The following is a 21,988-nucleotide window of genomic DNA, read 5'->3' as shown; positions in this document are numbered from 1 at the left end:
GATCGGTTAAGCGGCCGGGACCGACCTTTGAACGAAAACAAGCGCTCGGGCGGCCTTGGGTCGCGTCTGGAGCGGCTGACCATGAAAGCTCGCGAAGAGCGTCGCAAAGTATTGATCCGGGCGCGGATGCGCGCGCCTGACGGCTGGCACGATGCCTGTATCCTGAACGTCAGCTCTCGTGGCTTGATGGTGCAGGCAGCGCAACCGGCGGAACGCGGGACCTATCTCGAAATCAGGCGCGGTGCCCATGTCATCGTCGGCCGGGTCGTCTGGTCAGGCAAGCACCGGCTGGGGCTTCCCGCCCAAGACCGGTTGCCGGTGGAGGCACTGATCAGCGACCCCGATGCGGCGGTGGCCACCCCTGCTGGACGGTCTGCAGATGGCGAACGTCGACGGTCGCCACGCCCGGCAGGGCGTGCTCATGAGGGTAACCGTCAATGGGCGGGCGTGATGGAGTTCGCCAGTATCGCCCTTGCCGGCGCATTTGCAGCCAGCCTGGCCTACGCCGCCATCGGCGAAGCGCTGGCGCGTCCAATCGCGACGATCAGCGACGCGATAAGTCCGAAATGACTATGTCCCTGTGAACAGAGGCGGGCGCTTCTCGAGAAAGGCGGCGACGCCCTCGCGATAATCGGCGGTGAAGCCAAGGCGGCGCATTTCGTCGCGCTGGACATCCAATTCCTCATCGAGCGTCCGCGAACTGCTGGTGCGGATGATGGACTTGATCGCGGCGAGGCCCAGCGGCGGAAGCGCGGCAAGCCTGGCGGCCAGTCCGTCGACCTCTGCGTCGAGCGCGTCGTCGTCGACGCATTTCCAGATAAGTCCCCAGTCCGCCGCCCGCTCGGCCGGCAGCGGCTCTCCGGTCAGCGCGAGGCCCAGGGCGCGGGCCTGGCCGACAAGGCGCGGCAAATGCCAGCTGCCACCACTGTCCGGGATGAGGCCGAGCGCGGAGAAGCTCTGTATGAACTTTGCGCTTCGGGCAGCGACCACCAGGTCGCAGGCCAGCGCAATGTTGGCACCGGCCCCGGCCGCGACCCCGTTGACCCGGGCAATCACCGGTTGGGGCAGGGCAGCGAGCGTGCGGACAAGCGGGTTCCAGCTTTCCTCGACCGTCTGGCCGAGGTCGACGGCCTCACCGGGGGCGACAGCGCGGTCGTTGAGGTCCTGCCCGGCACAGAATCCGCGACCAGCGCCGGTCAGGACAACCACCCGTGCATCGTCGAGATTGGCCAGCGCCTCGCGAAGCTCGCCGTGCATTGCGCGGGTGAAGCTGTTCAGCCGGTCGGGCCGGTTCAACGTAATCCTTGCGACATGCCCGTCGCGCTCGGTCAGGATCGATCGATCAGTCATATTAGCGCGCATAGCTTTCGAGGTAGCCGCAACGGTTGCAGCGGTAGGTTGCGATCGGGCGCTGGTTCTCCTTCGAGGTCTTGAGTCCGTACCAATGGCGTTCTGGCGGATTGTCGTGCCAATTGCTGACCGACTTCGCGCCGTAATCACCCTGGTCGATGACGAATCCCTCGCTCATCGATCCGCTGCATTTCACACATGTTACCATCGCCCGTATCTCTCCGCGTCGCGCGTCTCGCGAAAGATGTCATGACGGATCATCGCGAGTCGAGGAAGGCCAGTCGCTCTGCGACCGTCCCATCGCGCTCCGCGAACCGTAGCGGATGGACATTGCGCACCAGAATCTCGGGCGGCGTCGGCGACTCGGCGAACAGATCCATAACCTCGTCGGCAAACTCGTCGAGCGGCTGGTACCCTGCGCGGGTCGACTGACCCGGGGTCAGGTCGGTCTGGACCGCGGGCGGCGCCAATTCGATCACCTCGACCTTGCCAGTCAGTCGTTGCCGCAGGGCCTGCGTGTAGCTGTGCAGCGCGGCCTTCGTGGCGCTGTAGGTCCGGGTCGAAGGAAGCGGCACGAATGCCAGACCAGACGTTACGTTGACGATTGCCGAATCCGGCCTCGCCGCAAGGTGATCGACCAGCGCATCGATCAGGCGGATCGGGCCAAGGAGGTTGGTGGTGATGGTCGCTTCCGCATCGTCCAGGTCGCGCGCGGACGTCGCGTCCTCGAAGCGCATGATGCCGGCATTATTGACCAGTATGTTGAGCGACGGGAAACGCTCCACCACGCTGGCCGCGAATGCGGTGACGCTGGCGGCGTCGTCGGCATCGAACGGCGCGACATGCATGTTGTCGCGGCCCACGGCGGTCTCGTCGAGCGCATCGCGACGACGGCCGGCCACGATGACGATGTTGCCGGCGTCGTGCCAGCGTTGGGCGAGCGCCCGGCCGATCCCGCTGCCGCCGCCGGTGATCAGGATGGTGTTGCCGCTGGTCCTCATCGTGACTGTCCTTTCGATGCGTTCGACAAGCTATATGGCAGCGTGCTAACCAAACGAAAGAAGGCACTGTAAAAATCGATACTTACCAAAAAGAGAGCGCCAGCATGTCCGAGGCTGTCATCAGCAGTAGTCCCGCCTACGCCGACATCGATCCGCGGGTCGGGGCGTTGGTCAACGAATTGATCGGGCGTATTGCCGACAAGTGGACGATGCTGCTGATCGAGGAACTCGACGAGGGCGGGACGATGCGCTTTTCGCAACTCGCCAGGGCCGTTCCCGGCATAAGCCAGAAGATGCTGACCCAGACGCTTCGCGCGATGGAGCGCGATGGGCTCGTTTCGCGGACCGTGTACGCCGTGGTGCCACCCAAGGTCGAATATCGTCTGACCCCGCTCGGCGAGGGTTTGGGGGAAGCGTTTTGCGGTGTCTGGCGGTGGGCGGAGGCCAACCTCGACTCGGTCGAGACCGCGCGGAAGCAATTCGACGCGGCTCGCGTTTGATGTGCGTCCGGCAAACGATTAGGGAGGCGCCATGTACACGACCGAGATGAGCAAGACCGTCAAGCCGATCGAGGTGGCGGAGGATCCCGCGCTGGTCGAGGCATTCGAAGCGCGCGTCGCCGCCGACGAATTCATCGAGCCCAAGGACTGGATGCCCGACGCCTATCGCAAGACGCTGGTCCGCCAGATTTCGCAGCACGCGCACAGCGAGATCGTCGGCATGCTGCCCGAAGGCAACTGGATCACGCGCGCGCCCTCGCTGCGCCGCAAGGCGATCCTGCTGGCCAAGGTGCAGGACGAGGCGGGGCACGGCCTCTACCTCTACTGCGCCGCGGAGACGCTCGGCACCAGCCGCGAGCAAATGATCGACGCGCTGCACTCCGGAAAAGCCAAGTACAGCACCATCTTCAACTATCCGACGCTGACCTGGGCCGACATCGGCGCGATCGGCTGGCTGGTCGACGGCGCCGCGATCATGAACCAGGTGCCGCTGCAGCGCACCAGCTATGGCCCCTACGCGCGAGCCATGGTCCGCGTGTGCAAGGAAGAAAGCTTCCACCAGCGCCAGGGCTACGAGATCATGATCGCGCTGGCGAACGGCACGCCGGAGCAACGGCGGATGGCGCAGGACGCGCTCAACCGCTGGTGGTGGCCGTCGCTGATGATGTTCGGCCCGCCCGACGACAATTCGCCCAACACGGAGCGGTCGATGCGCTGGCGGATCAAGCGCGAGACGAATGACGAGCTTCGCCAGAAGTTCGTCGACATCACCAAGCCGCAGGCCGACTATCTTGGCCTCACCATCCCCGACGCCGCGCTTGCGTGGAACGAGGAAAAGGGCGGCCATGACTATGGCGAGATCGACTGGGAGGAATTCTACGCGGTGGTTCGCGGCGAAGGCCCGGTCGCGCGCGAGCGGATGGAGGCCCGGCGCAAGGCCTGGGACGACGGCGCCTGGGTCCGCGATGCGGCGGCGGCGCATGAAGCGAAGCGCCAGGCGAAGGCGGCGGCATGAGCGATGGTGGACAAGGCGGACATGACTGGCCGCTCTGGGAAGTTTTCGTTCGTGCGAAGGGCGGCCTCAATCATCGCCATGTCGGCAGCGTTCATGCTCCTGACGCGGAGCTCGCGATCCGACACGCCCGAGATACCTACACGCGGCGACTAGAGGGCGTCTCGCTATGGGTCGTGCCGTCGAGCGCGATTACCGCGAGCGATCCGGAAGCGGCGGGCGAGCTGTTCGAACCGGCCGAAAGCAAGGTCTACCGCCACCCGACCTTCTACGACATTCCCGACGTGGTGAAGCACATCTGATGCCGTCACTGCCGACGATTGAAAAGGATGTGGAGCGTCACGCTAGGAATGCGCCCGACGGCGGTGCATTCGATGCACCCGCCGATGTGCACGAGGCCGCGATCGCCGATTACGTCCAGCGCCTCGGCGATGACTCGCTGATCCTCGGCCAGCGCCTGAGTGAATGGTGCGGCCATGCACCGGTGCTGGAAGTCGACCTCAGCCTCGCCAACATCGCCCTCGACCTGATCGGGCAGGCAACTAATTTCCTGTCGATTGCGGGCGACGCCGACCGGCTGGCCTTCCACCGTGACGTGCTCGACTGGAAGAATTGTTGGCTGGTCGAACAGCCCAACGGCGATTTTGCGCGGACGATGGCCCGCCAGTTCCTGTTCTCGACATGGCAGCACATGCTGCTTCAGCGCCTCGCCGAGTCGACGCATGAGGGCATTGCCGCCGTCGCCGCGAAGGCGGTCAAGGAAGTTGCCTATCACCGCGAACTTGCCGCGGATTGGGTCGTCCGGCTCGGCGACGGCACCGACGAAAGCGCGCGTCGAATGGCCGACGGGCTGGAGTGGTGCTGGCGCTTCGTGCCCGAACTGTTCGAGGTCGACGAGACGCTGGCCGGCCTGATCGAGCGCGGGGTGGCCGCCGATCCGCGCGACTTCGCGGACGATTACCGCGCCGCCATTGCCGCGACGCTGGCCGAAGCGAACCTCGGCCAACCCGCCGACCAGCGACCGATCCTCGGCGGTCGTCGTGGACACCATAGCGAGCACCTCGGCCACCTGCTGGCGATCATGCAGTACCTGCCGCGCACCTACCCGCAAGCGACCTGGTAATGGCCGAGCATTTCCATGCGCTTCGGGTCGCGGAGATCATTCCCGAGACCGACGAGGCCAATTCGATCCGCTTCGACGTGCCTGCAGAACTGGCCGGCGCGTTCCGATTCCGCGCTGGCCAGCACCTAACCCTGCGCACCGACATCGCCGGTGAGGAAGTGCGCCGTAACTATTCTCTATGCGTCGCCCCCGATGACGGCGAACTGAAAGTCACGGTCAAGCGCATCGCGGGCGGTGCCTTCTCCAACTGGGTCGCGGACCAGCTTCGGCCGGGCGATACGATCGATGTGATGACCCCGCACGGCAGCTTCACGACCGATTTCGATCCCGCCGCCGCCCGTCGCTACGTCGCCTTCGCCGGCGGTTCGGGCATCACGCCGGTCATCTCGCTGATCCGCACGGCGCTGAAAACTGAACCGAACAGCCGCTTCACCTTGTTCTACGGCAACCGTGACAGCAATTCGGTGATCTTCCTAGAAGCGCTGGCCGCGCTCAAGGATCGGTACCTCGGACGGTTCGAACTCTACCATTTCCTCAGCGAAGAGGAGGGCGATGTCGATCTATTCAATGGCATGCTCGACCGTGCGACGTGCGACGAGGCGATTGCATCGCTGGTCGAGACGCCGCAGTCGGTCGAAGCCTGGTTCATCTGCGGCCCCGGGCCGATGATGGACGCGGCGGAAGCGGCGCTGCTCGCCCGCGGCATCGTCAATGACCGCATCCATATCGAGCGCTTCACCGCCGGCCGTCCGTCGGCGGCGGCGGCGGCGGCAATGGCACAGCTTCAGACCGAAGCGGCCGGCGTCAGGATCTCCGTCACGCTCGACGGGCGCACTCGCAGGATCGAGTTCGACGGCGCCAACATCCTCGACAGCGCGCGCGAGGCGGGGCTTCCAGCGCCGTTCGCGTGCAAGGCCGGGGTGTGCGCGACTTGCCGGGCGCGGGTCACTGCCGGGAAGGTCGAAATGGCGGCGCGCTACGGCCTGACCGATGAAGAGGTCGCGGCGGGCTATGTCCTGACCTGCCAATCGGTGCCGGTAGGCGAGGGCGTCGCGGTCGATTACGACGCCTAAACGACTTTGCGCGGCGGGCCGGGAATTGCTAGGCCGCGCCCATGCACAGCGACACTGACACGGCCGTCCGCGCGGGCAATGCGCACATCCTCGACACGCTGCCGCCGCTGGTGAGCGATTCGCTTCTGGCGATCATCGCGCTGGTCAATGCCGACCCCAACCCGGACAAGATCGACGTCGGGGTCGGGGTCTACCGTGATGGCCAGGGACGGACGCCGATTCCCGCGAGCCTGAAGAAGGCCGAGAAGCGGCTGTGGGAAGAACAGCAGACCAAGGCCTACCTCGGCGGTTATGGCGATGTTCGCTTCACCGCGGCGATCCGCCCGGTCGCCCTCGGTCGCCACGCGGACGACGCGCGGATCGGGGGCGTGCAAACCCCGGGCGGGTGCGGCGCGCTGGCGCTGGCCTTCAAGCTGATCGCGGCGGCTCGGCCGGAAGCGCGGGTGCTGATCGGCACTCCGACCTGGCCCAACCACCAGCCGATCGTCGCCGGATCGGGCCTGCGGATCGTAGAGTATCCGTTCTACGACCGCGATGGGACCCGCATCCGCTTCGAAGAGATGGTCGCGGCGCTGAAGTCAGGCGAGCGCGGCGACGTCGCGCTGCTTCATGGCTGCTGTCACAACCCGACCGGTGCCGACCTCGACGACGAGCAATGGAGCGAGGTTGCGCAGATCGTTGCGGAGCGCGGCCTGCTGCCGGTCGTCGACCTTGCCTACCAGGGCCTGGGGCGCGGGTTCGAAGAAGACGCCGCCGGGCTGCACAAGGTGCTGGACAGCAGCGAGGAGGCGATCGTCGCCTACAGTTGCGACAAGAATTTCGGAGTCTATCGCGACCGCGTCGGCGCTCTGTTCGTCAAGACGGGCGTCGAGGCCGCGACGAAGCATGCGATGACCCATGTGTTGCAGATTGCGCGCGAACAATGGTCGATGCCGCCCGATCACGGCGCGGCGGCGGCGCGCATCGTCCTGGAAGATCCGCTACTAAAGGCCGAGTGGCTGGAAGAGGTCGCCGCCATGCGCGACCGCATCAACTCGATCCGTGCCAGGATCGCTGCGGCGGATCCGCGGCTGGCGTTTGTCGCCGAGCAGTACGGCATGTTCTCGATGCTGCCGCTCAGCAAGGACCAGGTCGTCCGTCTTCGCGACAAGTCGATCTACATGGCCGACAGCGGCCGGTTCAACGTCGTCGGAATGTCGAACGGACAGGTCGACCGTTTCATCGCCGCGGTGATCGAGGCGATGGATGGCTGAAGCGGATCCGGTGCGGCCCGAGGCGACACTGGACTGGGCGGAGGTTGCTCGGCTGGTGACGGTCAGCCGGGCGCTCGACGCGCTCGAGGAACAGAGGCTCGTCCCGGAAAAGAAGGTCCTCTACCAATTTTCGGCCCGCGGTCACGACATGGCGCAGGTCATCCTCGGCCTGCACCTTCGCGATGGCGATGCGGCATGCGGCTATTATCGCTCGCGGCCGATGCTGCTCGCGCTCGGCGTGCCGCTCGCCGACGCGCTGGGCAGTGGCATGGGCCGGGCCGGCGGATACAGCGACGGCCGCGATATCGGCGTCGTTTTCAATTATCCCAACCCGGGCGGCGCCCACGCCTTGCCAATGTGTGGCGGGGTCGGCGCGCAATATGCGCCGGCCGCCGGCTGGGCGCAGTCGGTGCTCTACAAGGAGCGCGTGCTGGGTGAGCCGTCCACCGGCGCGATCGGCGTCGTGCTGGGCGGGGACGCCAGCTGCGCGACCGGCGGATTCTGGTCGGCGCTGACCATGGCGACGACCCAGAACCTGCCGATGCTGTTCTTTATCGAGGACAACGGCTTCGGGATTTCGGTCCCGTCGACCTACCAGACGCCGGGACAGGACATCGCCGCCAACCTCGGCAGCTTCAAGAATCTCGCCATCTTCAATGGCGACGGTACCGAGCCGGACGAGGCCTCGCGGCTGATCGGTGCCGCGGTCGGCCATGTGCGGGAGCGCAAGGGACCGGCGCTCATCCGCCTGACCGTCCCGCGCCTCGAAGGGCACAGCTACCAGGACACGCAGGCGTACAAGTCGGACGAGACGATCAAGGCCGAATGGGCGCGTGATCCGTTGCCGAAGCTCAAGGCGTTCGCGCGCGATCTCGATTGGGACTTCATCGAAGCCAGCGTCGACCGGGAGGTCGAGGACGCGCGGGCCGAGGCCGAGACACGCGGCGTGTCGACGCCGGCCGACGTCACCCGCCACGTCTTCTTCGACGGCGACATGGCGACCGTCGGCGGCGGGGCAGGGGCGTCGCTCGAGGGGACGACCGACGTTCCCGCGCCGGATGGCCAGCGGATCAACATGGTCACCGCCATCCGCCGCGTGCTCGACCAGGAGTTGACCACCAACCCGCGCGTGCTGGTGTTCGGCGAGGATGTCGGGCCCAAGGGCGGCGTCCACGCGGTCACGCTGGGGCTTCAGGAAAAGTTCGGCCATGATCGGGTGTTCGACACCTCTTTGAACGAAGAGGGCATCGTCGGACGTGCGGTCGGAATGGCGCTGGCCGGCCTGATGCCGGTGCCGGAAATCCAGTTCCGTAAATATGCCGAGCCGGCGACCGAACAGATTAACGATTGCGGGACGATGCGCTGGCGCACCGCCAACCGCTTCGCCGCGCCGATGGTGCTGCGCATTCCGGGCGGCTTCTTCAAGTGCGGCGATCCTTGGCACAGCCAGACCAACGAGGTGCAGTTCGTCCACAATCCGGGCTGGAAGGTGGCGGTGCCGTCGAACGCCGAGGATGCGGTCGGCTTGCTCCGCGCATCGCTGCGCGGCAACGATCCGGTGATCTTCTTCGAACATCGCGCCATGCTGGACGACAGCTGGGCGCGGCGACCGTGGCCGGGCGATGCCTTCGTCCTTCCGTTCGGCAGGGCGCGGAAGACACGTGAAGGCGATGCCATCACCATCGTTACTTGGGGCGCGATGGTCCCGCGCTGCGAGGTGGCGGCGGAGGGGATCAGCGCCGACGTCATCGACCTGCGCACGCTGATGCCGTGGGACCGTGACATGGTCCTCGACAGTGTCCGCCGCACCCGCCGTTGCCTGATCGTCCACGAGGATTTGCGCACCGGCGGCTTTGGCGCGGAGATCGCCGCGGTGGTTGCCGATGAAGCATTCCTCGACCTCGACGCGCCGGTCGCCCGGGTCACGATGCCGGACATCCCGAGCCCGCATCATCCCAAGCTGTTGGAATGGGCGGTGCCGAGCGTCGGGCGCATCCGAGCCGAAATCGACCGGCTGGTAGGTTTTTGACATGATCGACGTCCGTGTCCCCGACGAGCAGGAAGGCACCAAGGCGGTCGTTCGCGCCTGGCTGAAAAAGGTCGGTGAACGGGTCGCGGTCAACGATCCGCTGGTCGAGCTGGAAACCGACAAGGTCACGCAGGAGGTGCCATCCCCGGTGGCGGGCGTGCTGAGCGAAATCCTGCTCGATACGGATGCGGAAGCGGAACCCGGCGCCCTCCTCGGGCGAATCTCGGCCGGGACCTACGATCCGTTGCCGTTTGAAGAACATGCAGCACCGGTGTCGGACGCCGAAGCACCGGTGAAGAAGTCGGTGACCGGTAACGTGGAGAAGCGTCTGTCGCCCTCCGTTCGCCGCGCCGTGTTGCAGCACGACCTCGACCCGGCGCGGATCGAGGGAACCGGTCGCGATGGCCGGATCACCCGCGAGGACGTTGACCGCTTCGTGGCGATGGCGACAGTGACGACCGTCGGCGAGCCCGCGACCGCGCAGCCAAGGCATTTCAAAGGTGCGGACATCCCGCACGATCGGATGCGCCTCAAGATCGCCGAGAATATGGTCCGCGCGGTCGGTGACGCACCGCACGTTACCGCGCTGTTCGAAGCGGATTTCAGCGCGATTGCTGCGCACAAAAGCGCGCTTGCCTCACGCGGCGTGAAGCTGAGCTACACCGCTTACCTGGTCAAGGCCGCGGCCGAGGCGATGGCCGTCGCGCCGGCGATCAACGGGCGTTGGGAAGACGACAGGATCGCCGTCTCTCCGACGGTCAACATCGGGGTCGGTACGGCGCTTGGCGACAAGGGCCTGGTGGTACCGGTGGTCAAGGACGCCGGCGCGCTGAGTCTTGAGGACGTAGGTCGGAAGCTCGACGACCTGACATCGCGCGCGCGGTCCGGCCAGCTGACCGGTGCCGACGTGTCGGGGGGAACCTTCACCATTTCCAACCACGGCGTGTCAGGCAGCCTGCTCGCCAGCCCGATCATCCTCCACGCCGGCCAGGCGGCGATTCTCGGTGTCGGCAAGCTGGAAAAGCGGGTCGTCGTCCGCACTGTCGGCGGCCAGGACGCGATCCTCATCCGACCGATGGCCTATGTCACGCTCACCATTGACCATCGGGTCGTCGACGGGCACCAGACGAACGCGTGGCTGTCGCGGTTCGTCGAGATACTGGAAGGCTGGCCCGCGGCCTAAAAGTCGGCGACGAGCACCGCGCGGCAACCGCGATGCGCCTCGTCATACGTGAGTTTGCTCGACAGGCTCGACGCCATCGCCGTCAGGATACGAGAGCCCAGGCCGGTGCCCTGCGCCGGCGCGTCGCTCGACAGGCCGCAGCCGTCGTCCTCGACCGTCAGCGTGAACTGGTGCGGATTGCTGCGCGCGAACTTGACGCGAATTTCGCCCGATTCCTGGTCGCCGTAGGCGTATTTGCAGGCGTTGCTGATCAGTTCGTTGACGATCATGCCGAGAGACACCGCCTTGTCGGTTTCCAGCTTGATCGGCTCGGCGTTCAGCTGGATGTCGCGGCGCGCCTGCGGCGATGACCAGGTGTCTTCAAGCTCGGTGACGATCGCCGCGAGATATTCGTCCATCGCGACGCTCTCGACCTCGTCGGAAGTATAGAGGCTGCGGTGGACCTGGGCGATCGCCTGGATGCGGCGCTGCGTGTCGTCGAGCGCCTTCTTGGCCGCTTCGTCTTCGACGTGCCGCGATTGCATGCTGACCATCGCCGACACCAGCTGCAGGGAGTTGGCGACGCGGTGGTTCACTTCCTTCAGCAGCGTTTGCAGCCGTTCGTTGCTGACCCTCAGTGCTTCTTCCGCGGCGGTCTTCTCATTGCGAAGGCGGACCGAGGTCAGTGCGTGGGAGAAGGCCTGTTCCAGCCGATCGACGAAATCGTCGCCAACCGATTTGACGACATATTCGAACGCGCCAGCCTTGAGCGCGCCGACCGCGACCGTGCTTTCTTCCGAACCGGTGACATAAACCACCGGCGGGCAGTTTGGCACCTTGCGCAGTTCGGCCAACGTTTGCAGCCCGTCCATTCCGGGCATGTAGTGGTCGACCGCAATCAGCTCGAAACTCGGGTCCCCCTTCAGTTTCTCGACGCCCTCCGCGCCGCTGCTGGCGGTGACGACGGTGTGGCCGCGCCGGCCGAGAAGCTTTTCGACCAGCCGCCGGATACCGGCATCGTCATCGATGTACAGGATACGCCGGGGTTGCTTCATTCGATCAGGCTTCGACGTCCGGAACCTGGATCACCGACAGGAACAGGCCAAGCTGCCGGATGGCGTCGGCGAAGCTTTCGTAATTGACCGGCTTGGTGATGTAGACGTTGCAGCCAAGGTCGTAGCAGCGCGCGATTTCGACCTTGTCGTCGGTCGTGGTGAGCACGACGACGGGCGTGCGGTGCAGTCGCTCGTCGCCCTTGATCTTGGCGAGGATGTCGGTGCCGCTCATGTCCGGCAGGTTGAGGTCGAGCAGGACGAGCGCGGGGCCGTTCTGGGCAGGTCCTTCGGGATTGTTGAACAGATAATCGAGCGCGCTGGTGCCGTCGAGGAAGTGGGTCAGGTCATTCGAAATACCGGCGCGGCGGATGTTCTTTTCGATCAACCGGGCATGGCCTTCGTCGTCCTCGACCATGACGATGCGGACAGGCTGCTGCGCGTTCACTTGATTTTCCCCTCCTCGGCAAATTCGACCGGCAGGTCGACGACAAATGTCGACCCTTCCCCGAGCGCCGACCGTAAAGATACTGTTCCGCCAAGGCGATAGGCGAGCGCGCGGACATTGGCGAGGCCAATTCCTTCGCCTGCCTGGTCCTGAGCGCCGGCGCGGCGGAACAATTCAAAAACACGTTCCGTGTCTTCGGGCGCAATACCGCGGCCATTGTCCTGCACCTCGAAGATGGCCCGCTTGCCTCGCAGCTTTCCGCGCACGCTGATTACGCCGGGACGGCCGGGGACAAGATATTTCGTCGCGTTCTCCATCAGGTTGGAGAAAATCTGGTCGATCGCCAGCCGATCGTGCCGGATGGTCGGAAGAGGTTCCTCGACGACGAAATGAGCGCCCCGCTCGGTCGCCAGCGTGTCCAGCGAATGGGCGATGTCCGTGAGCACCTCTTTCATGTCGAGTTCTTGCGGCGCCAGCACGCGCTTTCCCTGGCGTGACAGGTCAAGGATCGCGTTGATCAGCCGATCCATCTTCTGCGTCGAGGAACGGATGAAGCCGACCGCTTCCGGCAGGTCTTCGAGCGCCGCGGTGCGGTCGGCCGGCGTCAGCAGATCCGGGTTTTCCTTTTCGACCCGGTCGATCAGGCCCGCAATCTGCCAATTCGCGCTATCCAGCTCCGCGGTGAAGCCCATGACATTCACCAATGGCGAGCGCAGGTCGTGACTGACGATGTAGGCGAAGCGCTGGATCTCTTCATTCGCTCGCCTAAGGTCGGCCGTCCGCTCCGCGACGGCCGCTTCGAGGTCGGTGTTCAGCAAGTGAAGACGGTCGCGCGCCGCGGCCAGGTCGCTGGTGTAGCGCCGTACTAGCAGGTAGGTCGCGACGCCGACTGCCATGAACAGGAGGGCGGTCAGCAACAAGATGGCCTGCAATATGTCGCGGTTGCCGCTTTCCCGCGCGATCCGTTGCCTCAGAAGCTCCGCTTCCACGGCCTGCATCTTTCCGATTTCGGCGCGGATGTCCTCGATCCGCCGCACGAGCACGCGGCGTCCGAACTCGGCTTGCGCACCCGTGAAGTCACCAGCCAGGGCCATGCCCATCAGGGTTTCGGTCGTCGCAACCTGCTCGCGGATCAACGGGCGCAAGGCGTCGAGACGCCGCGCCTGTTCCGGGTTGTCCGCCAGCTGGCGACGAAGATCGGTCAGCAATGGCCCGATGCGGGCCAATGCATCCCTTCTCGTCTGGATCCGGAGCGGCGCCGGCGAAAGCAGGTAGCCGCGCGTCGCCGTCTCGTTGCGCTCGACCGCCAGAATGAGCTGGGAAAGATTGTCGGTGATCCGATGCGTGTGCTCAACCCGGTCATTCAATCGACGGGCATTGTCATAGGTCATCGCGACCAGGATCAGGGCCACCAGGACAAGTCCGAAACCGGCCGCCAGCGCCAGGCCGGCGTTGCGGGTAAATCGCCTGTCGTCGGTAAGCGGCTGTGCCACGGGATGATGTCCTTCGAATGGCCGCCGCGCGCTGGATTTCAAGGGCGCACCAAACGGGAGAGCGTCAGGCACTCGGCCCATTGGGAAATTTGTGCAGCTTTAGTCAAGTGAGCTCCGCCGGCGTGCGCACGGGGGTGCTCAGAAGGCCTGCGTCCCACTCTTCCACAACATGTACGCTGCCACCACGAAAATCAGGCCGGCAAAGATCGAGCCGAGATGGCCCGAACCGGATAGGCGCTTGGCAGCTTTGGTTCCCAGCAGACTGCCGACGATGCCGCCGGCGATGAAGACGGCGGCAAGCACCCAGTCGACGAGGCCCGAGAACGCATAATTCGCCGCGGTCGTCAGGCCGAAAGCGGTCACCGCCACCAAGCTGGTGCCGACGGCATTGATCATCGGCATGCCGGTCGAGGCGATGAGGCCGGGGACGATCAGGAAGCCGCCGCCGATGCCGAAGAAGCCGGAGAAGCCGCCGGTGCCGAGGCCGTAACCGAGCACCTTCGGCGCATTTTCGCGCGTGCACTGCGCATTGGCGTCGCCCACCGCGTTGCGCCGGCGAAGCATCATGATCCCGACCACGATCATGACGATCGCGAACAGGAACAGCAGGCGCTGACCGTCGAACGCCTTGCCGGCGGTGGAGCCGAAGAAGGCGCCGACGACTCCGGCCGCGGCATAGGTCAGTCCGCAGCGCCACTTCACTGTGCCATGCCGGGCATGGTTGAACAGGCCCATCGCGGCATTGAGCGCGACCGCGAGCGCGCTCGTCCCGATGGCGACGTGCGGGCTTTTGACACCGACAAGATACACCATCAGCGGCACCGCCAGGATCGAGCCGCCACCGCCGACCAGACCGAGCGTGAAGCCGACAAGCGTGCCGGAAAAGGCGCCTAGCAGCATCTGAACCGTGTCGATCATGCATTCACTTTCTGAAGGGGCTGGGGCTTGGCGAGCCACTCATGCCCCTTGAGCATGGCGTCCCAGTAAATCGGGGGCAGCAGGTCTTTCTTCAGCACCCAGGCGAGATGCGACGGGCGAGTCCCGTCGATAAGCCAGCTTGGGAAGGTCGGCAGCAGCTTGCCGCCATAGCCGAACTCGGCGAGCAGGATCTTGCCCTTCTCGACCGTCAGCGGGCAGCTGCCGTAGCCATCGTAGCCCGCGCTCGGGTCGCGTCCATCGAGGATCTCCAGCGCGTTGACCGCCACCACCGGCGCCTGCTTGCGGACTGCCGCGGCCGTCTTGGCATTGGGCATATTGCCGGTATCGCCCAGCGCCATGACGTTCGGATAGCGGGTGTGACGAAGCGTCGCGGCGTCGACCTCGACATACCCCGAGCTATCGGCCAGCGCGCTGTCGGCGACGACCTCGACCGGCTTTTGCGGCGGGGTCACGTGAAGCATGTCGAAGGGCCGCGTCGTCTCGCCCTCGGCAGTCTTGAAGGTCGCGGTTTTGCCAGGCCCGTCGACCGCGACGAGGTTGCTGCCGAGATGGACGTCGATGCCGTAGCGGTCGACGGTCAGCTCAAGCGCCGGAACATAGGCAGCGACGCCGAACAGGACCGCGCCGGCGGTGTGGAACTCGACGTTCATCTGGGCCAGCGCGCCGCTGCGTTCCCATTCGCTGCACGACAGGTACATCGCCTTTTGCGGCGCGCCGGCGCACTTGATCGGCATCGGCGGCTGGGTGAACAGCGCGGTGCCGCCCTTGAGGCTTTGCACCAGCTCCCACGTGTAGGGCGCAAGGTCACGGCGGTAATTCGACGTGACGCCGTTCTTGCCGAGCGTCTCGGTGAGGCCCGCCACTGCATCGAAGTCGAGGCGATTGCCGGTGGCGACGATCAGCAGGCGGTAGGCAATAGTGTCGCCGCCGTCCGGGGTGATGCGGTTATCGTCAGGCGCGAAGGCGGTGACCGCCGCCCGATGCCAGGTCGCGCCCTTGGGAATGAGCGACTCCGTCGATCGGCGCAGCTGTTCGGTGGAGAAAATGCCGGCGCCGACCAGGGTGAAGCCTGGTTGGTAATAATGATCCTCACTCGGCTCGATGATCGCCACGTCGAGCGAGGGCCGGCGGCGGAGCAGCGAAGCGGCGGCCGCAATTCCGCCCGCCCCACCGCCGACGATTACGACATCATGATTGCGCATCGCTTTTCTCCCGGGAAAGTAGCGGCCGGAAGGGCTCGAGGTCATAGCCTTCCTTGGCGGCAATCGCGATCCGCTCGTCCACCGTCAGGCTCGCCTGGTTGGCCAGCGCCCACAACAGCGCCGATCGTGTGCCGGTGCGGCAAAAGGCGGCGATCGGCTTCGGCAATCGCTCGAGGGCTTCGGTGAAGGCATCGATATCCGCGGCGGTGATCGCGCTGGCGACGACCGGGATCTGCACGGCTTCCATGCCCCGCGCCGTGGCGGCGGCCTTCAGGTCGTTCCATTCCGGCTGGTCGGCGCTTTCGCCTTCCGGCCGGTTGCCGATGATCGAGCGGTAGCCGCGATCGGCGAGCTCGCTTATTTGCGCAACGCTCGGCTGGGCCAGGACAGTGACGTTCGGGGTAAGGACGGCAAGTTTCATCGGTCAATTTCCTTTGGTTACGCGGCTCGGGCGCGTTGAGTTAAAAGCTTCTGGAGTGCCATCCCGGCCAACATGGCGGCGACGAACGGCAAGACAGAGAGCGGCGACAGGGCTAGCGAGGCGATCGCCGGACCGGGACAAAGGCCCGCGATGCCCCAACCGACGCCAAACAGGATCGAGCCGACGATCAGCGGCCGGTCGAGGTCGCTGCGGTCGGGCAGCGAGAATTTTTCGCCGAATACAGGGTGGGCCATGCGCGACTGGATGCGCCAGGCTACGGCCATGACCAGCACGGCCCCGCCCATGACGAAGACCAACGTCGGGTCCCACTGCCCGAAAACGTCGAGGAAGCCGCGGACGCGCGCCGGATCGGTCATGCCGGAAACGGTGAGGCCGGCCCCGAACAAGGCACCCGAAATCAGGGGCGGAAGGAGTTTGCGGATGAGGCTCATGACAGCGCTCCGATCAGGGCGACGGTGATGACACCCGCGGCGATGAAGGTGACGGTGGCGACGATCGAGCGCGCCGAGAACCGGCTGACGCCGCATACGCCATGACCGCTGGTGCAGCCGCTGCCCATGCGCGTGCCGAACCCGACGAGGAGGCCAGCCACGACCAGCACGGGCCACTCGGCGAACCGCGCCGGTGCCAGGCCGAGCAGCACGGCAACGACGGCCGCACCAATCGGCAGACCGGCGAGGAAGCCCCAGGCGCTCGACGGCGACATGTCGCCTTTGCCAAGGCCGGTGGCGCGCGCGGTGATCCCGGACACGCCGGCGATCCTGCCCGCGCCGAGCAGCATCATCGCCGCGGCCAGGCCGATCAGGAGTCCGCCGACCAGACCGTGGAGTGGCTGGGCATAGGGAAATGCGTCGAAGGTCATAGCAGGTTCACCGGCAGTCGCAGGTAGCTGACCCCGTTTTCGTCGGGCTCGGGCAGGTGCCCACCGCGCATGTTGACCTGCAACGACGGCAGGATGAGCTTGGGCATGGCCAACGTCGCATCGCGCTGGGTGCGCATCGCGACGAAGTCGTCCTCACTCACGCCATCATGCAGGTGCACGTTGCCGGTGCGCTCGGCAAGGATAGTGGTCTCCCACATATATTCGTCGCGGTTCGGCGCCTTGTAATCATGGCACAGGAAGACGCGGGTCTCGTCCGGCAACTGCATCAGCCGGCGCACGGAGCGATAAAGCTGGCGCGCGTCGCCGCCGGGAAAATCGGCGCGGGCCGAGCCATAGTCCGGCATGAACATGGTGTCGCCGGTGAACAGCGCGTCACCGACGACATAGGCGATATCGGCCGGCGTGTGGCCGGGCACGTGAAGCGCGACGAGCGGGATTTCACCGACCATCAACGTGTCGCCGTCATCCAGAAGGCGGTCGAACTGCGAACCGTCGCGGGCGAACTGCGTGCCTTCGTTGAAGATCTTGCCGAAGACGCCCTGGACGGTGACGATCTCGCGGCCGATGGCGAGCTTCCCGCCCAGCTTTTCTTGAAGGTAGGGCGCCGCCGACAGATGATCGGCATGGGCGTGGGTTTCCAGGATCCAGTCAACCGTCAGCCCTTGGTCGGTGACGTAAGCAATGATCGCGTCGGCGGATTCGAAGCTGGTGCGGCCCGACGCCTGGTCGAAGTTCCACACGCTGTCGATGATCGCGGCCTTCCCGGTTGCGGCGTCGCTGACGACGTAGCTAACGGTGAAGGTCGGCTCGTCGAAGAAGGCCTTCACTTGCGGCGCATGCGTCTTGCCGACCAGCACCGAGCGGACCTGATCGATGGCGATGTCGAGATGGCGGTCGGTCATGACGAAATTTCCTTCGATGCGCCCGCGCCAAGCGCCGGGCAGTAGAGATCATGGAGGATGGCGAGGAGCGAGCGGACCTTGTCGTCGGCGATCCGATAGAAAACGGTCTGTGCCTCTTTGCGCGTGGTCACGAGACCCTCGGCGCGTAGCCTGGCAAGGTGCTGGGAAAGTGCGGACTGGCTGAGGCCGATACGCGCGACCAACTCACCGACCGACAGCTCTCCCGCCTCCACCAGAAAGCAGAGCACAAGCAGCCGGCCTTCATGGGCCAGGGATTTGAGAACCCCGGCCGCGATCGCCGCCTGCCCGGCGAAGGGAATGTCCGGATCGGTCATCAGCAACTCCAACAGAGAACCCTAATTTAGAAAACTCTAAACCATTGTCAATAGCAGTTGGTGCTCGCGACCGGCGGCAGCGAGCGGCTCCTTCGCTTGGCGATGGAGTACGGTCGGGCAAAGCGCCGCCTTTTTGTCGCCCAATCGGTGGTTCGTGCGCGCGTCGACGGACATGTCTAGCCGCCCAGATGCAAGTGATCGGCCGCACTTGTCGGCGTGGCCATCGGCAGGAAGCGTGCGCGCTTCGTAGGCGCTGTCGGGGATGGAAACGAAACCAGGAGGCGAAGGGGGGGCTGTGGCGTTCCGCGCTGCCCCGAACGTCCGGAGCGGAAATGGCGCACCCAAGAGGATTCGAACCTCTGGCCTCTGCCTTCGGAGGGCAGCGCTCTATCCAGCTGAGCTATGGGTGCGTTGCCATGCCGCTTAGCGATGCGGGGACGGCGCGGCAAGACGGCCCGATGTTGCAGCGCGCAAAAGAGGGGTCTAGGTTCCCGCGCAATCAATTCAGGAGTTCGGGAATGGCGAAGGCGGCGGGCGGCAAGGTCACGATCAAGAAATATGCGAACCGCCGACTCTACGACACCGAACAGTCGACCTACATCACCCTCGATCGCCTTGGACAGATGGTCCGCGAGGGCCGGGATTTCGAAGTCGTCGATGCCAAGTCGGGCGAAGACATCACGCACCAGGTGCTGACCCAGATCATCGTCGAGGAAGAAGCCCGCGGATCGACGCTCCTTCCGGTGAATTTCCTGCGGGAGCTGATCGCGCTGTACGGCGGACAGATGCAGGGCGCGGTGCCGCAATATCTCGAGGCCGCGATGGACGCGTTCAAGAAAAACCAGCAGGCGCTGGCCGGCGCATTCGGCAGCAACATGCTGGCCGACCTTACCAAGCGCAACATGGCGATGTTCGAAGGCGCCGCTTCGGCGTTCACCGGCAAGAAGAGCACAGCCGGCGATGTCGCACCGGACAGCAGCAGCGACGAGCTGGCCAAGCTCCGGGCCGAACTTGCCGCCCTCCAGGCCAAGGTCGACAAGATCGGCAAGTGATGCGTGCCATACTGACGGTGGCCGCGCTCGCGCTGGCCGCGCCTGCGACGGCGCAAAGCTCCGCAACTTCCCTGTTCGACTCGATGCGTTCGACGCCGCTGACTGCTGGCGGTTGGACATACCGGTCAACGCCGACGGGAAGCGAGGCGCGATTCGCCAATGTCTTCACCATCCGCTGCGATCGGGCGACCCGGAATGTCACGCTCCAGCGCACGGACCCGCTTACGGCCTTGTCCGGCCCGATGACCGTCGCAACCGACACGGCGACGCGCAGCCTTCCGTCGACGACGACCAGCCTGACGCCGCGCGACTCGCTGCTCGACGCGATCGCGTATAGCCGCGGGCGGTTCGTGGTGGCGGGTGGAGGAGGCGCCGCGCTGTTGATCCCGGCATGGCCGGAGGCGGCGCGAAGCATCGAGGATTGCCGAAACTAAAATACAATACAAGTCTTGTTCTTGCGCTCCATACACAACATGTTGTGCCTGCAATTACGCAGCGAAAGGAGGTGATCCGATGTCTCATGGTTCAGCTAAGAGGTCGGAGAAGTTCGCTTGGGGGATGGCAGCCTAACCAGCTGACCCGTGGTCCCCCGGGCTTGAAACCCGATCGCTGACCATGTTGAAGGGGGCTGTCGTGTGGTGCGACAGCTCCCTTTTACTTGTCTGCCGTTTCGCTAAAACCGGAACCGTTTCGGCGTTGAACCGTCTTTCGAAACAAATCGAGAGGAGCGCAGTGCATGGCGAAGTCCACCACAAAGAGTTCGGGCAACAAGAGCTCGGATAAATCGACCATCGACAAGATCACCAAGGCGGCAATGAGCCGAGAAATGCTCGCGGCGGGGCTGACTGCCGCGGCCGCGGCCATCGCCGCAAGCCCGAAGGCGCGCCGCGCAATTCGCGACGCCGGCCTTGATGCCGCCGATAGTGCCAGCCAGGCCGCCAACACGATGATGTCGAGCGCCTCGAAGCTCGGCACCCTGATCGCTGAAGCGGTCGCAGATGCCGCCCAGCGGGTCCTGTCCGGAAAGTGGATCGACGAGGCTGAGACGGCCGTGTCGAACGCGGCCAGCAGCGCCAAGAAGGCGGTCGGCGTGAAGTCCACCACCCGCTCGACGGGCGGAGCGAAACGCAAGCCGGCGGCCAAGCGTTCGACGGCGGCGAAGTCGACGGCTCCGAAATCGACGACTTCCACCGCCGCCCGCAAGCCCGCGGCCAAGCGCCGCTCGGCCTCGACGACGCGCAAGCGGACGACGGCCAAGCCCAGCACGTCTGGCACCCCGCCAGCTAAGGCGAGCCCATGGATACGAAGGGCTCCGGAGGAAACTCCGGGGCCCTTCTTCTATGGAAAAGGAGGGGCGGCCATGCCAAGGCACCGCCCATGACAACAGCCAACCCATTTTCGGTCGTCATCCTCGCCGCCGGCCAGGGCACCCGGATGCGTTCCGACACGCACAAGGTGCTTCACCCCATCGCCGGCAAGCCGATGCTCCAGCACTTGCTCGACACCGTGGATTCGCTCGGCGCCGCGCGCCGGGTCGTGGTGGTTGGCAAGGGCCGCGAGCAGATCGAGGCGGCGGTCGAGGGACATGGCGTCACAACCGCGGTCCAGGCGGAGCAGAAAGGAACCGCGCACGCCGTGCAAATGGCGGCGGAGGCGCTGGACGGCTTCGAAGGGTCCGTCATCATCCTCTATGGCGACACGCCATTCGTCACCGGGGCAACGCTTCGGCGGATGCTCGAGCGGCTGGACGCGCACGACCGGCCCGGCGTCGTCGTGCTCGCCAGTTCACCCGAAGACGGCAAGTCTTACGGTCGTGTGATTCTCGGCGAGGGCGACCGCATCGCCAAGATGGTCGAATACAAGGATGCGAACGACGCCGAACGCGCCGTCAGGCTGTGCAATAGCGGGATGATGGCGGTCGGGTCGGCCGACCTGTTCCGCTGGCTGGACAAGGTCGGCAACGACAATGCGGCAGGTGAATATTACCTGCCGGATGTCGTGATGGTCGCGGCCGAAGAGGGGCGGCACTCGGTCGCGATCGAGGGCGAGGCGTTCGAGACGGCGGGCGTCAACAGCCGCGCCGAGTTGGCTCACCTCGAGCTCGATTGGCAGCGCCGCCGCCGCGAGGAAGCGCTGAACCAGGGTGCGACCCTGATCGACCCGGAAAGCGTCTGGTTCAGCCACGATACCAGGCTCGGCCGTGACGCGACGATCGAGCCGCATGTCGTATTCGGACCGGGGGTCGAGATCGCCGATGGCGCGGTCATACGCGCCTTCTGCCATATCGAGGGCGCCAGCATCGCCAGCGGTTGCGAGGTTGGTCCGTTCGCCCGGCTTCGGCCCGGCGCGGTGATGGGCGAAGGCGCCAAAGTCGGCAACTTCGTCGAGATGAAGAAAGCGACGCTTGGCCCCGGCGCCAAGGCGAATCACCTGAGCTACATCGGCGATGCGACCGTCGGCGCGAAGGCCAACATCGGCGCGGGCACCATCACCTGCAATTACGACGGCTTCTTCAAGTACAGGACCGAGATCGGCGAGGGCGCGTTCATCGGATCGAACAGCGCGCTGGTGGCACCGGTCTCGATCGGTGCTGGCGCGATTGTCGGCGCAGGCAGCGTCGTGACCAAGCCGGTCGCAGCCGACGAGTTGGCGATCGCGCGAGGCGAGCAGCGCGGCTTTGCCGGCTGGGCCAGGCGATTCCGCGACAAGCAGCGCGCGAAAAAAGAAAGCCGCTAGG

Annotated in this window: 26 protein-coding genes and 1 tRNA gene; 12 read left to right on the top strand and 15 right to left on the bottom strand. The window is 65.4% G+C overall.

All coding sequences use genetic code 11. The features are described 5' to 3' along the window. Window positions 1-27 precede the first annotated feature (27 nt). Complete coding sequence (locus tag H9L12_RS07015; RefSeq protein ID WP_187541138.1) at window positions 28-570, top strand: hypothetical protein; 543 nt, start codon at window positions 28-30, stop codon at window positions 568-570. Here the strand turns inward: H9L12_RS07015 and paaG are convergent, their stop codons facing one another. The 3 genes from paaG to H9L12_RS07000 all read right to left on the bottom strand — a co-directional run bounded on the left by paaG (window position 571) and on the right by H9L12_RS07000 (window position 2,351). Beyond that, complete coding sequence (gene paaG / locus H9L12_RS07010; protein ID WP_187541137.1) at window positions 571-1,350, bottom strand: 2-(1,2-epoxy-1,2-dihydrophenyl)acetyl-CoA isomerase PaaG; 780 nt, start codon at window positions 1,348-1,350, stop codon at window positions 571-573. 1 nt (window position 1,351) lies between these two features. Continuing rightward, window positions 1,352-1,528 carry a hypothetical protein gene (locus H9L12_RS07005; protein WP_187541136.1) on the bottom strand — a complete coding sequence of 59 codons (177 nt, stop codon included), beginning with the start codon at window positions 1,526-1,528 and terminating at the stop codon, window positions 1,352-1,354. Window positions 1,529-1,607: 79 nt separating this feature from the next. Further along, window positions 1,608-2,351: an SDR family oxidoreductase gene (locus tag H9L12_RS07000; protein ID WP_187541135.1), complete on the bottom strand. Its 744-nt coding sequence runs from the start codon at window positions 2,349-2,351 to the stop codon at window positions 1,608-1,610. Between the two features lie 104 nt (window positions 2,352-2,455). On the opposite strand from H9L12_RS07000, the gene H9L12_RS06995 reads away from it, so the two are divergent. The 8 genes from H9L12_RS06995 to H9L12_RS06960 are packed head-to-tail and all read left to right on the top strand — an operon-like array spanning window position 2,456 to window position 10,524. Further along, window positions 2,456-2,851 (top strand): winged helix-turn-helix transcriptional regulator, encoded by a 396-nt coding sequence (locus H9L12_RS06995; protein ID WP_187541134.1) that lies wholly within the window; start codon window positions 2,456-2,458, stop codon window positions 2,849-2,851. A 31-nt stretch (window positions 2,852-2,882) separates the two neighbouring features. Continuing rightward, the gene (gene paaA, locus H9L12_RS06990; RefSeq protein ID WP_187541133.1) at window positions 2,883-3,866 is read left to right on the top strand and encodes a 1,2-phenylacetyl-CoA epoxidase subunit PaaA; all 984 of its coding nucleotides are present in this window, start codon (window positions 2,883-2,885) and stop codon (window positions 3,864-3,866) included. Beyond that, entirely contained in the window at window positions 3,863-4,165 is a 303-nt protein-coding gene (gene paaB, locus H9L12_RS06985) for a 1,2-phenylacetyl-CoA epoxidase subunit PaaB (RefSeq protein ID WP_187541132.1), read from the top strand. The genes paaA and paaB overlap by 4 nt, the downstream gene beginning before the upstream one ends. Further along, window positions 4,165-4,986 carry a 1,2-phenylacetyl-CoA epoxidase subunit PaaC gene (paaC, locus tag H9L12_RS06980; RefSeq protein WP_187541131.1) on the top strand — a complete coding sequence of 274 codons (822 nt, stop codon included), beginning with the start codon at window positions 4,165-4,167 and terminating at the stop codon, window positions 4,984-4,986. Before paaB ends, paaC begins: the two co-directional genes overlap by 1 nt. After that, complete coding sequence (paaE, locus tag H9L12_RS06975) at window positions 4,986-6,059, top strand: 1,2-phenylacetyl-CoA epoxidase subunit PaaE (protein WP_187541130.1); 1,074 nt, start codon at window positions 4,986-4,988, stop codon at window positions 6,057-6,059. The genes paaC and paaE overlap by 1 nt, the downstream gene beginning before the upstream one ends. Before the next feature lie 41 nt (window positions 6,060-6,100). Further along, window positions 6,101-7,312 carry an amino acid aminotransferase gene (locus tag H9L12_RS06970; RefSeq protein ID WP_187541129.1) on the top strand — a complete coding sequence of 404 codons (1,212 nt, stop codon included), beginning with the start codon at window positions 6,101-6,103 and terminating at the stop codon, window positions 7,310-7,312. After that, complete coding sequence (locus H9L12_RS06965; protein WP_187541128.1) at window positions 7,305-9,341, top strand: alpha-ketoacid dehydrogenase subunit alpha/beta; 2,037 nt, start codon at window positions 7,305-7,307, stop codon at window positions 9,339-9,341. The genes H9L12_RS06970 and H9L12_RS06965 overlap by 8 nt, the downstream gene beginning before the upstream one ends. A 1-nt stretch (window position 9,342) precedes the next feature. Next, on the top strand, window positions 9,343-10,524 hold the full coding sequence (locus H9L12_RS06960) for a dihydrolipoamide acetyltransferase family protein (protein ID WP_187541127.1): 1,182 nt from the start codon (window positions 9,343-9,345) through the stop codon (window positions 10,522-10,524). Here the strand turns inward: H9L12_RS06960 and H9L12_RS06955 are convergent. The 11 genes from H9L12_RS06955 to H9L12_RS06910 all read right to left on the bottom strand — a co-directional run bounded on the left by H9L12_RS06955 (window position 10,521) and on the right by H9L12_RS06910 (window position 18,609). Next, window positions 10,521-11,558, bottom strand: coding sequence for a histidine kinase dimerization/phosphoacceptor domain -containing protein (locus H9L12_RS06955; protein ID WP_187541126.1), 1,038 nt, complete (start codon window positions 11,556-11,558; stop codon window positions 10,521-10,523). The two genes, H9L12_RS06960 and H9L12_RS06955, sit on opposite strands and share 4 nt — an antisense overlap. A gap of 4 nt (window positions 11,559-11,562) precedes the next feature. Next, on the bottom strand, window positions 11,563-12,003 hold the full coding sequence (locus H9L12_RS06950; protein ID WP_187541125.1) for a response regulator: 441 nt from the start codon (window positions 12,001-12,003) through the stop codon (window positions 11,563-11,565). Then, on the bottom strand, window positions 12,000-13,496 hold the full coding sequence (locus H9L12_RS06945; RefSeq protein ID WP_187541124.1) for a sensor histidine kinase: 1,497 nt from the start codon (window positions 13,494-13,496) through the stop codon (window positions 12,000-12,002). Before H9L12_RS06945 ends, H9L12_RS06950 begins: the two co-directional genes overlap by 4 nt. 138 nt (window positions 13,497-13,634) lie before the next feature. Beyond that, window positions 13,635-14,414, bottom strand: a complete 780-nt coding sequence (locus H9L12_RS06940) for a sulfite exporter TauE/SafE family protein (RefSeq protein ID WP_187541123.1) — start codon at window positions 14,412-14,414, stop codon at window positions 13,635-13,637. Then, complete coding sequence (locus tag H9L12_RS06935) at window positions 14,411-15,637, bottom strand: NAD(P)/FAD-dependent oxidoreductase (protein ID WP_343060313.1); 1,227 nt, start codon at window positions 15,635-15,637, stop codon at window positions 14,411-14,413. Before H9L12_RS06935 ends, H9L12_RS06940 begins: the two co-directional genes overlap by 4 nt. Next, window positions 15,624-16,058, bottom strand: coding sequence for a protein tyrosine phosphatase family protein (locus H9L12_RS14130; protein WP_223177090.1), 435 nt, complete (start codon window positions 16,056-16,058; stop codon window positions 15,624-15,626). The genes H9L12_RS06935 and H9L12_RS14130 overlap by 14 nt, the downstream gene beginning before the upstream one ends. A 17-nt stretch (window positions 16,059-16,075) precedes the next feature. After that, window positions 16,076-16,510 carry a YeeE/YedE family protein gene (locus H9L12_RS06930; protein ID WP_187541122.1) on the bottom strand — a complete coding sequence of 145 codons (435 nt, stop codon included), beginning with the start codon at window positions 16,508-16,510 and terminating at the stop codon, window positions 16,076-16,078. Further along, window positions 16,507-16,941: a YeeE/YedE family protein gene (locus H9L12_RS06925; protein WP_484592922.1), complete on the bottom strand. Its 435-nt coding sequence runs from the start codon at window positions 16,939-16,941 to the stop codon at window positions 16,507-16,509. The genes H9L12_RS06930 and H9L12_RS06925 overlap by 4 nt, the downstream gene beginning before the upstream one ends. Next, window positions 16,938-17,864: an MBL fold metallo-hydrolase gene (locus tag H9L12_RS06920; protein ID WP_187541121.1), complete on the bottom strand. Its 927-nt coding sequence runs from the start codon at window positions 17,862-17,864 to the stop codon at window positions 16,938-16,940. The genes H9L12_RS06925 and H9L12_RS06920 overlap by 4 nt, the downstream gene beginning before the upstream one ends. Then, window positions 17,861-18,199, bottom strand: a complete 339-nt coding sequence (locus H9L12_RS06915; protein ID WP_187541120.1) for an ArsR/SmtB family transcription factor — start codon at window positions 18,197-18,199, stop codon at window positions 17,861-17,863. The genes H9L12_RS06920 and H9L12_RS06915 overlap by 4 nt, the downstream gene beginning before the upstream one ends. Before the next feature lie 333 nt (window positions 18,200-18,532). Continuing rightward, window positions 18,533-18,609: transfer RNA gene (locus H9L12_RS06910), tRNA-Arg, on the bottom strand. Window positions 18,610-18,717: 108 nt separating this feature from the next. Between H9L12_RS06910 and phaR the strand changes: the two genes are divergently transcribed. Beyond that, window positions 18,718-19,251 (top strand): polyhydroxyalkanoate synthesis repressor PhaR, encoded by a 534-nt coding sequence (phaR, locus tag H9L12_RS06905; RefSeq protein WP_187541119.1) that lies wholly within the window; start codon window positions 18,718-18,720, stop codon window positions 19,249-19,251. After that, window positions 19,248-19,685 (top strand): hypothetical protein, encoded by a 438-nt coding sequence (locus H9L12_RS06900; protein ID WP_187541118.1) that lies wholly within the window; start codon window positions 19,248-19,250, stop codon window positions 19,683-19,685. Before phaR ends, H9L12_RS06900 begins: the two co-directional genes overlap by 4 nt. A gap of 220 nt (window positions 19,686-19,905) precedes the next feature. Here the strand turns inward: H9L12_RS06900 and H9L12_RS06895 are convergent, their stop codons facing one another. Further along, window positions 19,906-20,517: a hypothetical protein gene (locus H9L12_RS06895; RefSeq protein WP_187541117.1), complete on the bottom strand. Its 612-nt coding sequence runs from the start codon at window positions 20,515-20,517 to the stop codon at window positions 19,906-19,908. A 111-nt stretch (window positions 20,518-20,628) separates the two neighbouring features. Between H9L12_RS06895 and glmU the strand changes: the two genes are divergently transcribed. Beyond that, window positions 20,629-21,987 carry a bifunctional UDP-N-acetylglucosamine diphosphorylase/glucosamine-1-phosphate N-acetyltransferase GlmU gene (gene glmU, locus H9L12_RS06890; RefSeq protein WP_187541116.1) on the top strand — a complete coding sequence of 453 codons (1,359 nt, stop codon included), beginning with the start codon at window positions 20,629-20,631 and terminating at the stop codon, window positions 21,985-21,987. Window position 21,988 lies beyond the last annotated feature (1 nt).

The organism is Sphingomonas rhizophila (assembly GCF_014396585.1).
Classification (GTDB): Bacteria; Pseudomonadota; Alphaproteobacteria; order Sphingomonadales; family Sphingomonadaceae; genus Sphingomicrobium; species Sphingomicrobium rhizophilum.
The sequence above is the reverse complement of the archived record's forward strand: the minus strand, read 5'-3'. Positions and strand labels throughout refer to the sequence as shown.

What these genes read in the sequence shown, in the direction of transcription:
- paaB (WP_187541132.1), top strand. Translation starts at nt 3,863, where the DNA reads ATGAGCGATGGTGGACAAGGCGGACATGACTGGCCGCTCTGGGAAGTT.
- paaG (WP_187541137.1), bottom strand. Translation starts at nt 1,350, where the DNA reads ATGACTGATCGATCGATCCTGACCGAGCGCGACGGGCATGTCGCAAGG.
- H9L12_RS06935 (WP_343060313.1), bottom strand. Translation starts at nt 15,637, where the DNA reads ATGCGCAATCATGATGTCGTAATCGTCGGCGGTGGGGCGGGCGGAATT.
- H9L12_RS06965 (WP_187541128.1), top strand. Translation starts at nt 7,305, where the DNA reads ATGGCTGAAGCGGATCCGGTGCGGCCCGAGGCGACACTGGACTGGGCG.
- paaA (WP_187541133.1), top strand. Translation starts at nt 2,883, where the DNA reads ATGTACACGACCGAGATGAGCAAGACCGTCAAGCCGATCGAGGTGGCG.
- H9L12_RS06925 (WP_484592922.1), bottom strand. Translation starts at nt 16,941, where the DNA reads ATGACCTTCGACGCATTTCCCTATGCCCAGCCACTCCACGGTCTGGTC.
- H9L12_RS14130 (WP_223177090.1), bottom strand. Translation starts at nt 16,058, where the DNA reads ATGAAACTTGCCGTCCTTACCCCGAACGTCACTGTCCTGGCCCAGCCG.
- H9L12_RS06960 (WP_187541127.1), top strand. Translation starts at nt 9,343, where the DNA reads ATGATCGACGTCCGTGTCCCCGACGAGCAGGAAGGCACCAAGGCGGTC.
- paaC (WP_187541131.1), top strand. Translation starts at nt 4,165, where the DNA reads ATGCCGTCACTGCCGACGATTGAAAAGGATGTGGAGCGTCACGCTAGG.
- H9L12_RS06930 (WP_187541122.1), bottom strand. Translation starts at nt 16,510, where the DNA reads ATGAGCCTCATCCGCAAACTCCTTCCGCCCCTGATTTCGGGTGCCTTG.
- glmU (WP_187541116.1), top strand. Translation starts at nt 20,629, where the DNA reads ATGACAACAGCCAACCCATTTTCGGTCGTCATCCTCGCCGCCGGCCAG.
- H9L12_RS06940 (WP_187541123.1), bottom strand. Translation starts at nt 14,414, where the DNA reads ATGATCGACACGGTTCAGATGCTGCTAGGCGCCTTTTCCGGCACGCTT.
- H9L12_RS07000 (WP_187541135.1), bottom strand. Translation starts at nt 2,351, where the DNA reads ATGAGGACCAGCGGCAACACCATCCTGATCACCGGCGGCGGCAGCGGG.
- H9L12_RS06995 (WP_187541134.1), top strand. Translation starts at nt 2,456, where the DNA reads ATGTCCGAGGCTGTCATCAGCAGTAGTCCCGCCTACGCCGACATCGAT.
- H9L12_RS06955 (WP_187541126.1), bottom strand. Translation starts at nt 11,558, where the DNA reads ATGAAGCAACCCCGGCGTATCCTGTACATCGATGACGATGCCGGTATC.
- H9L12_RS06915 (WP_187541120.1), bottom strand. Translation starts at nt 18,199, where the DNA reads ATGACCGATCCGGACATTCCCTTCGCCGGGCAGGCGGCGATCGCGGCC.
- H9L12_RS06920 (WP_187541121.1), bottom strand. Translation starts at nt 17,864, where the DNA reads ATGACCGACCGCCATCTCGACATCGCCATCGATCAGGTCCGCTCGGTG.
- paaE (WP_187541130.1), top strand. Translation starts at nt 4,986, where the DNA reads ATGGCCGAGCATTTCCATGCGCTTCGGGTCGCGGAGATCATTCCCGAG.
- phaR (WP_187541119.1), top strand. Translation starts at nt 18,718, where the DNA reads ATGGCGAAGGCGGCGGGCGGCAAGGTCACGATCAAGAAATATGCGAAC.
- H9L12_RS07005 (WP_187541136.1), bottom strand. Translation starts at nt 1,528, where the DNA reads ATGAGCGAGGGATTCGTCATCGACCAGGGTGATTACGGCGCGAAGTCG.
- H9L12_RS06970 (WP_187541129.1), top strand. Translation starts at nt 6,101, where the DNA reads ATGCACAGCGACACTGACACGGCCGTCCGCGCGGGCAATGCGCACATC.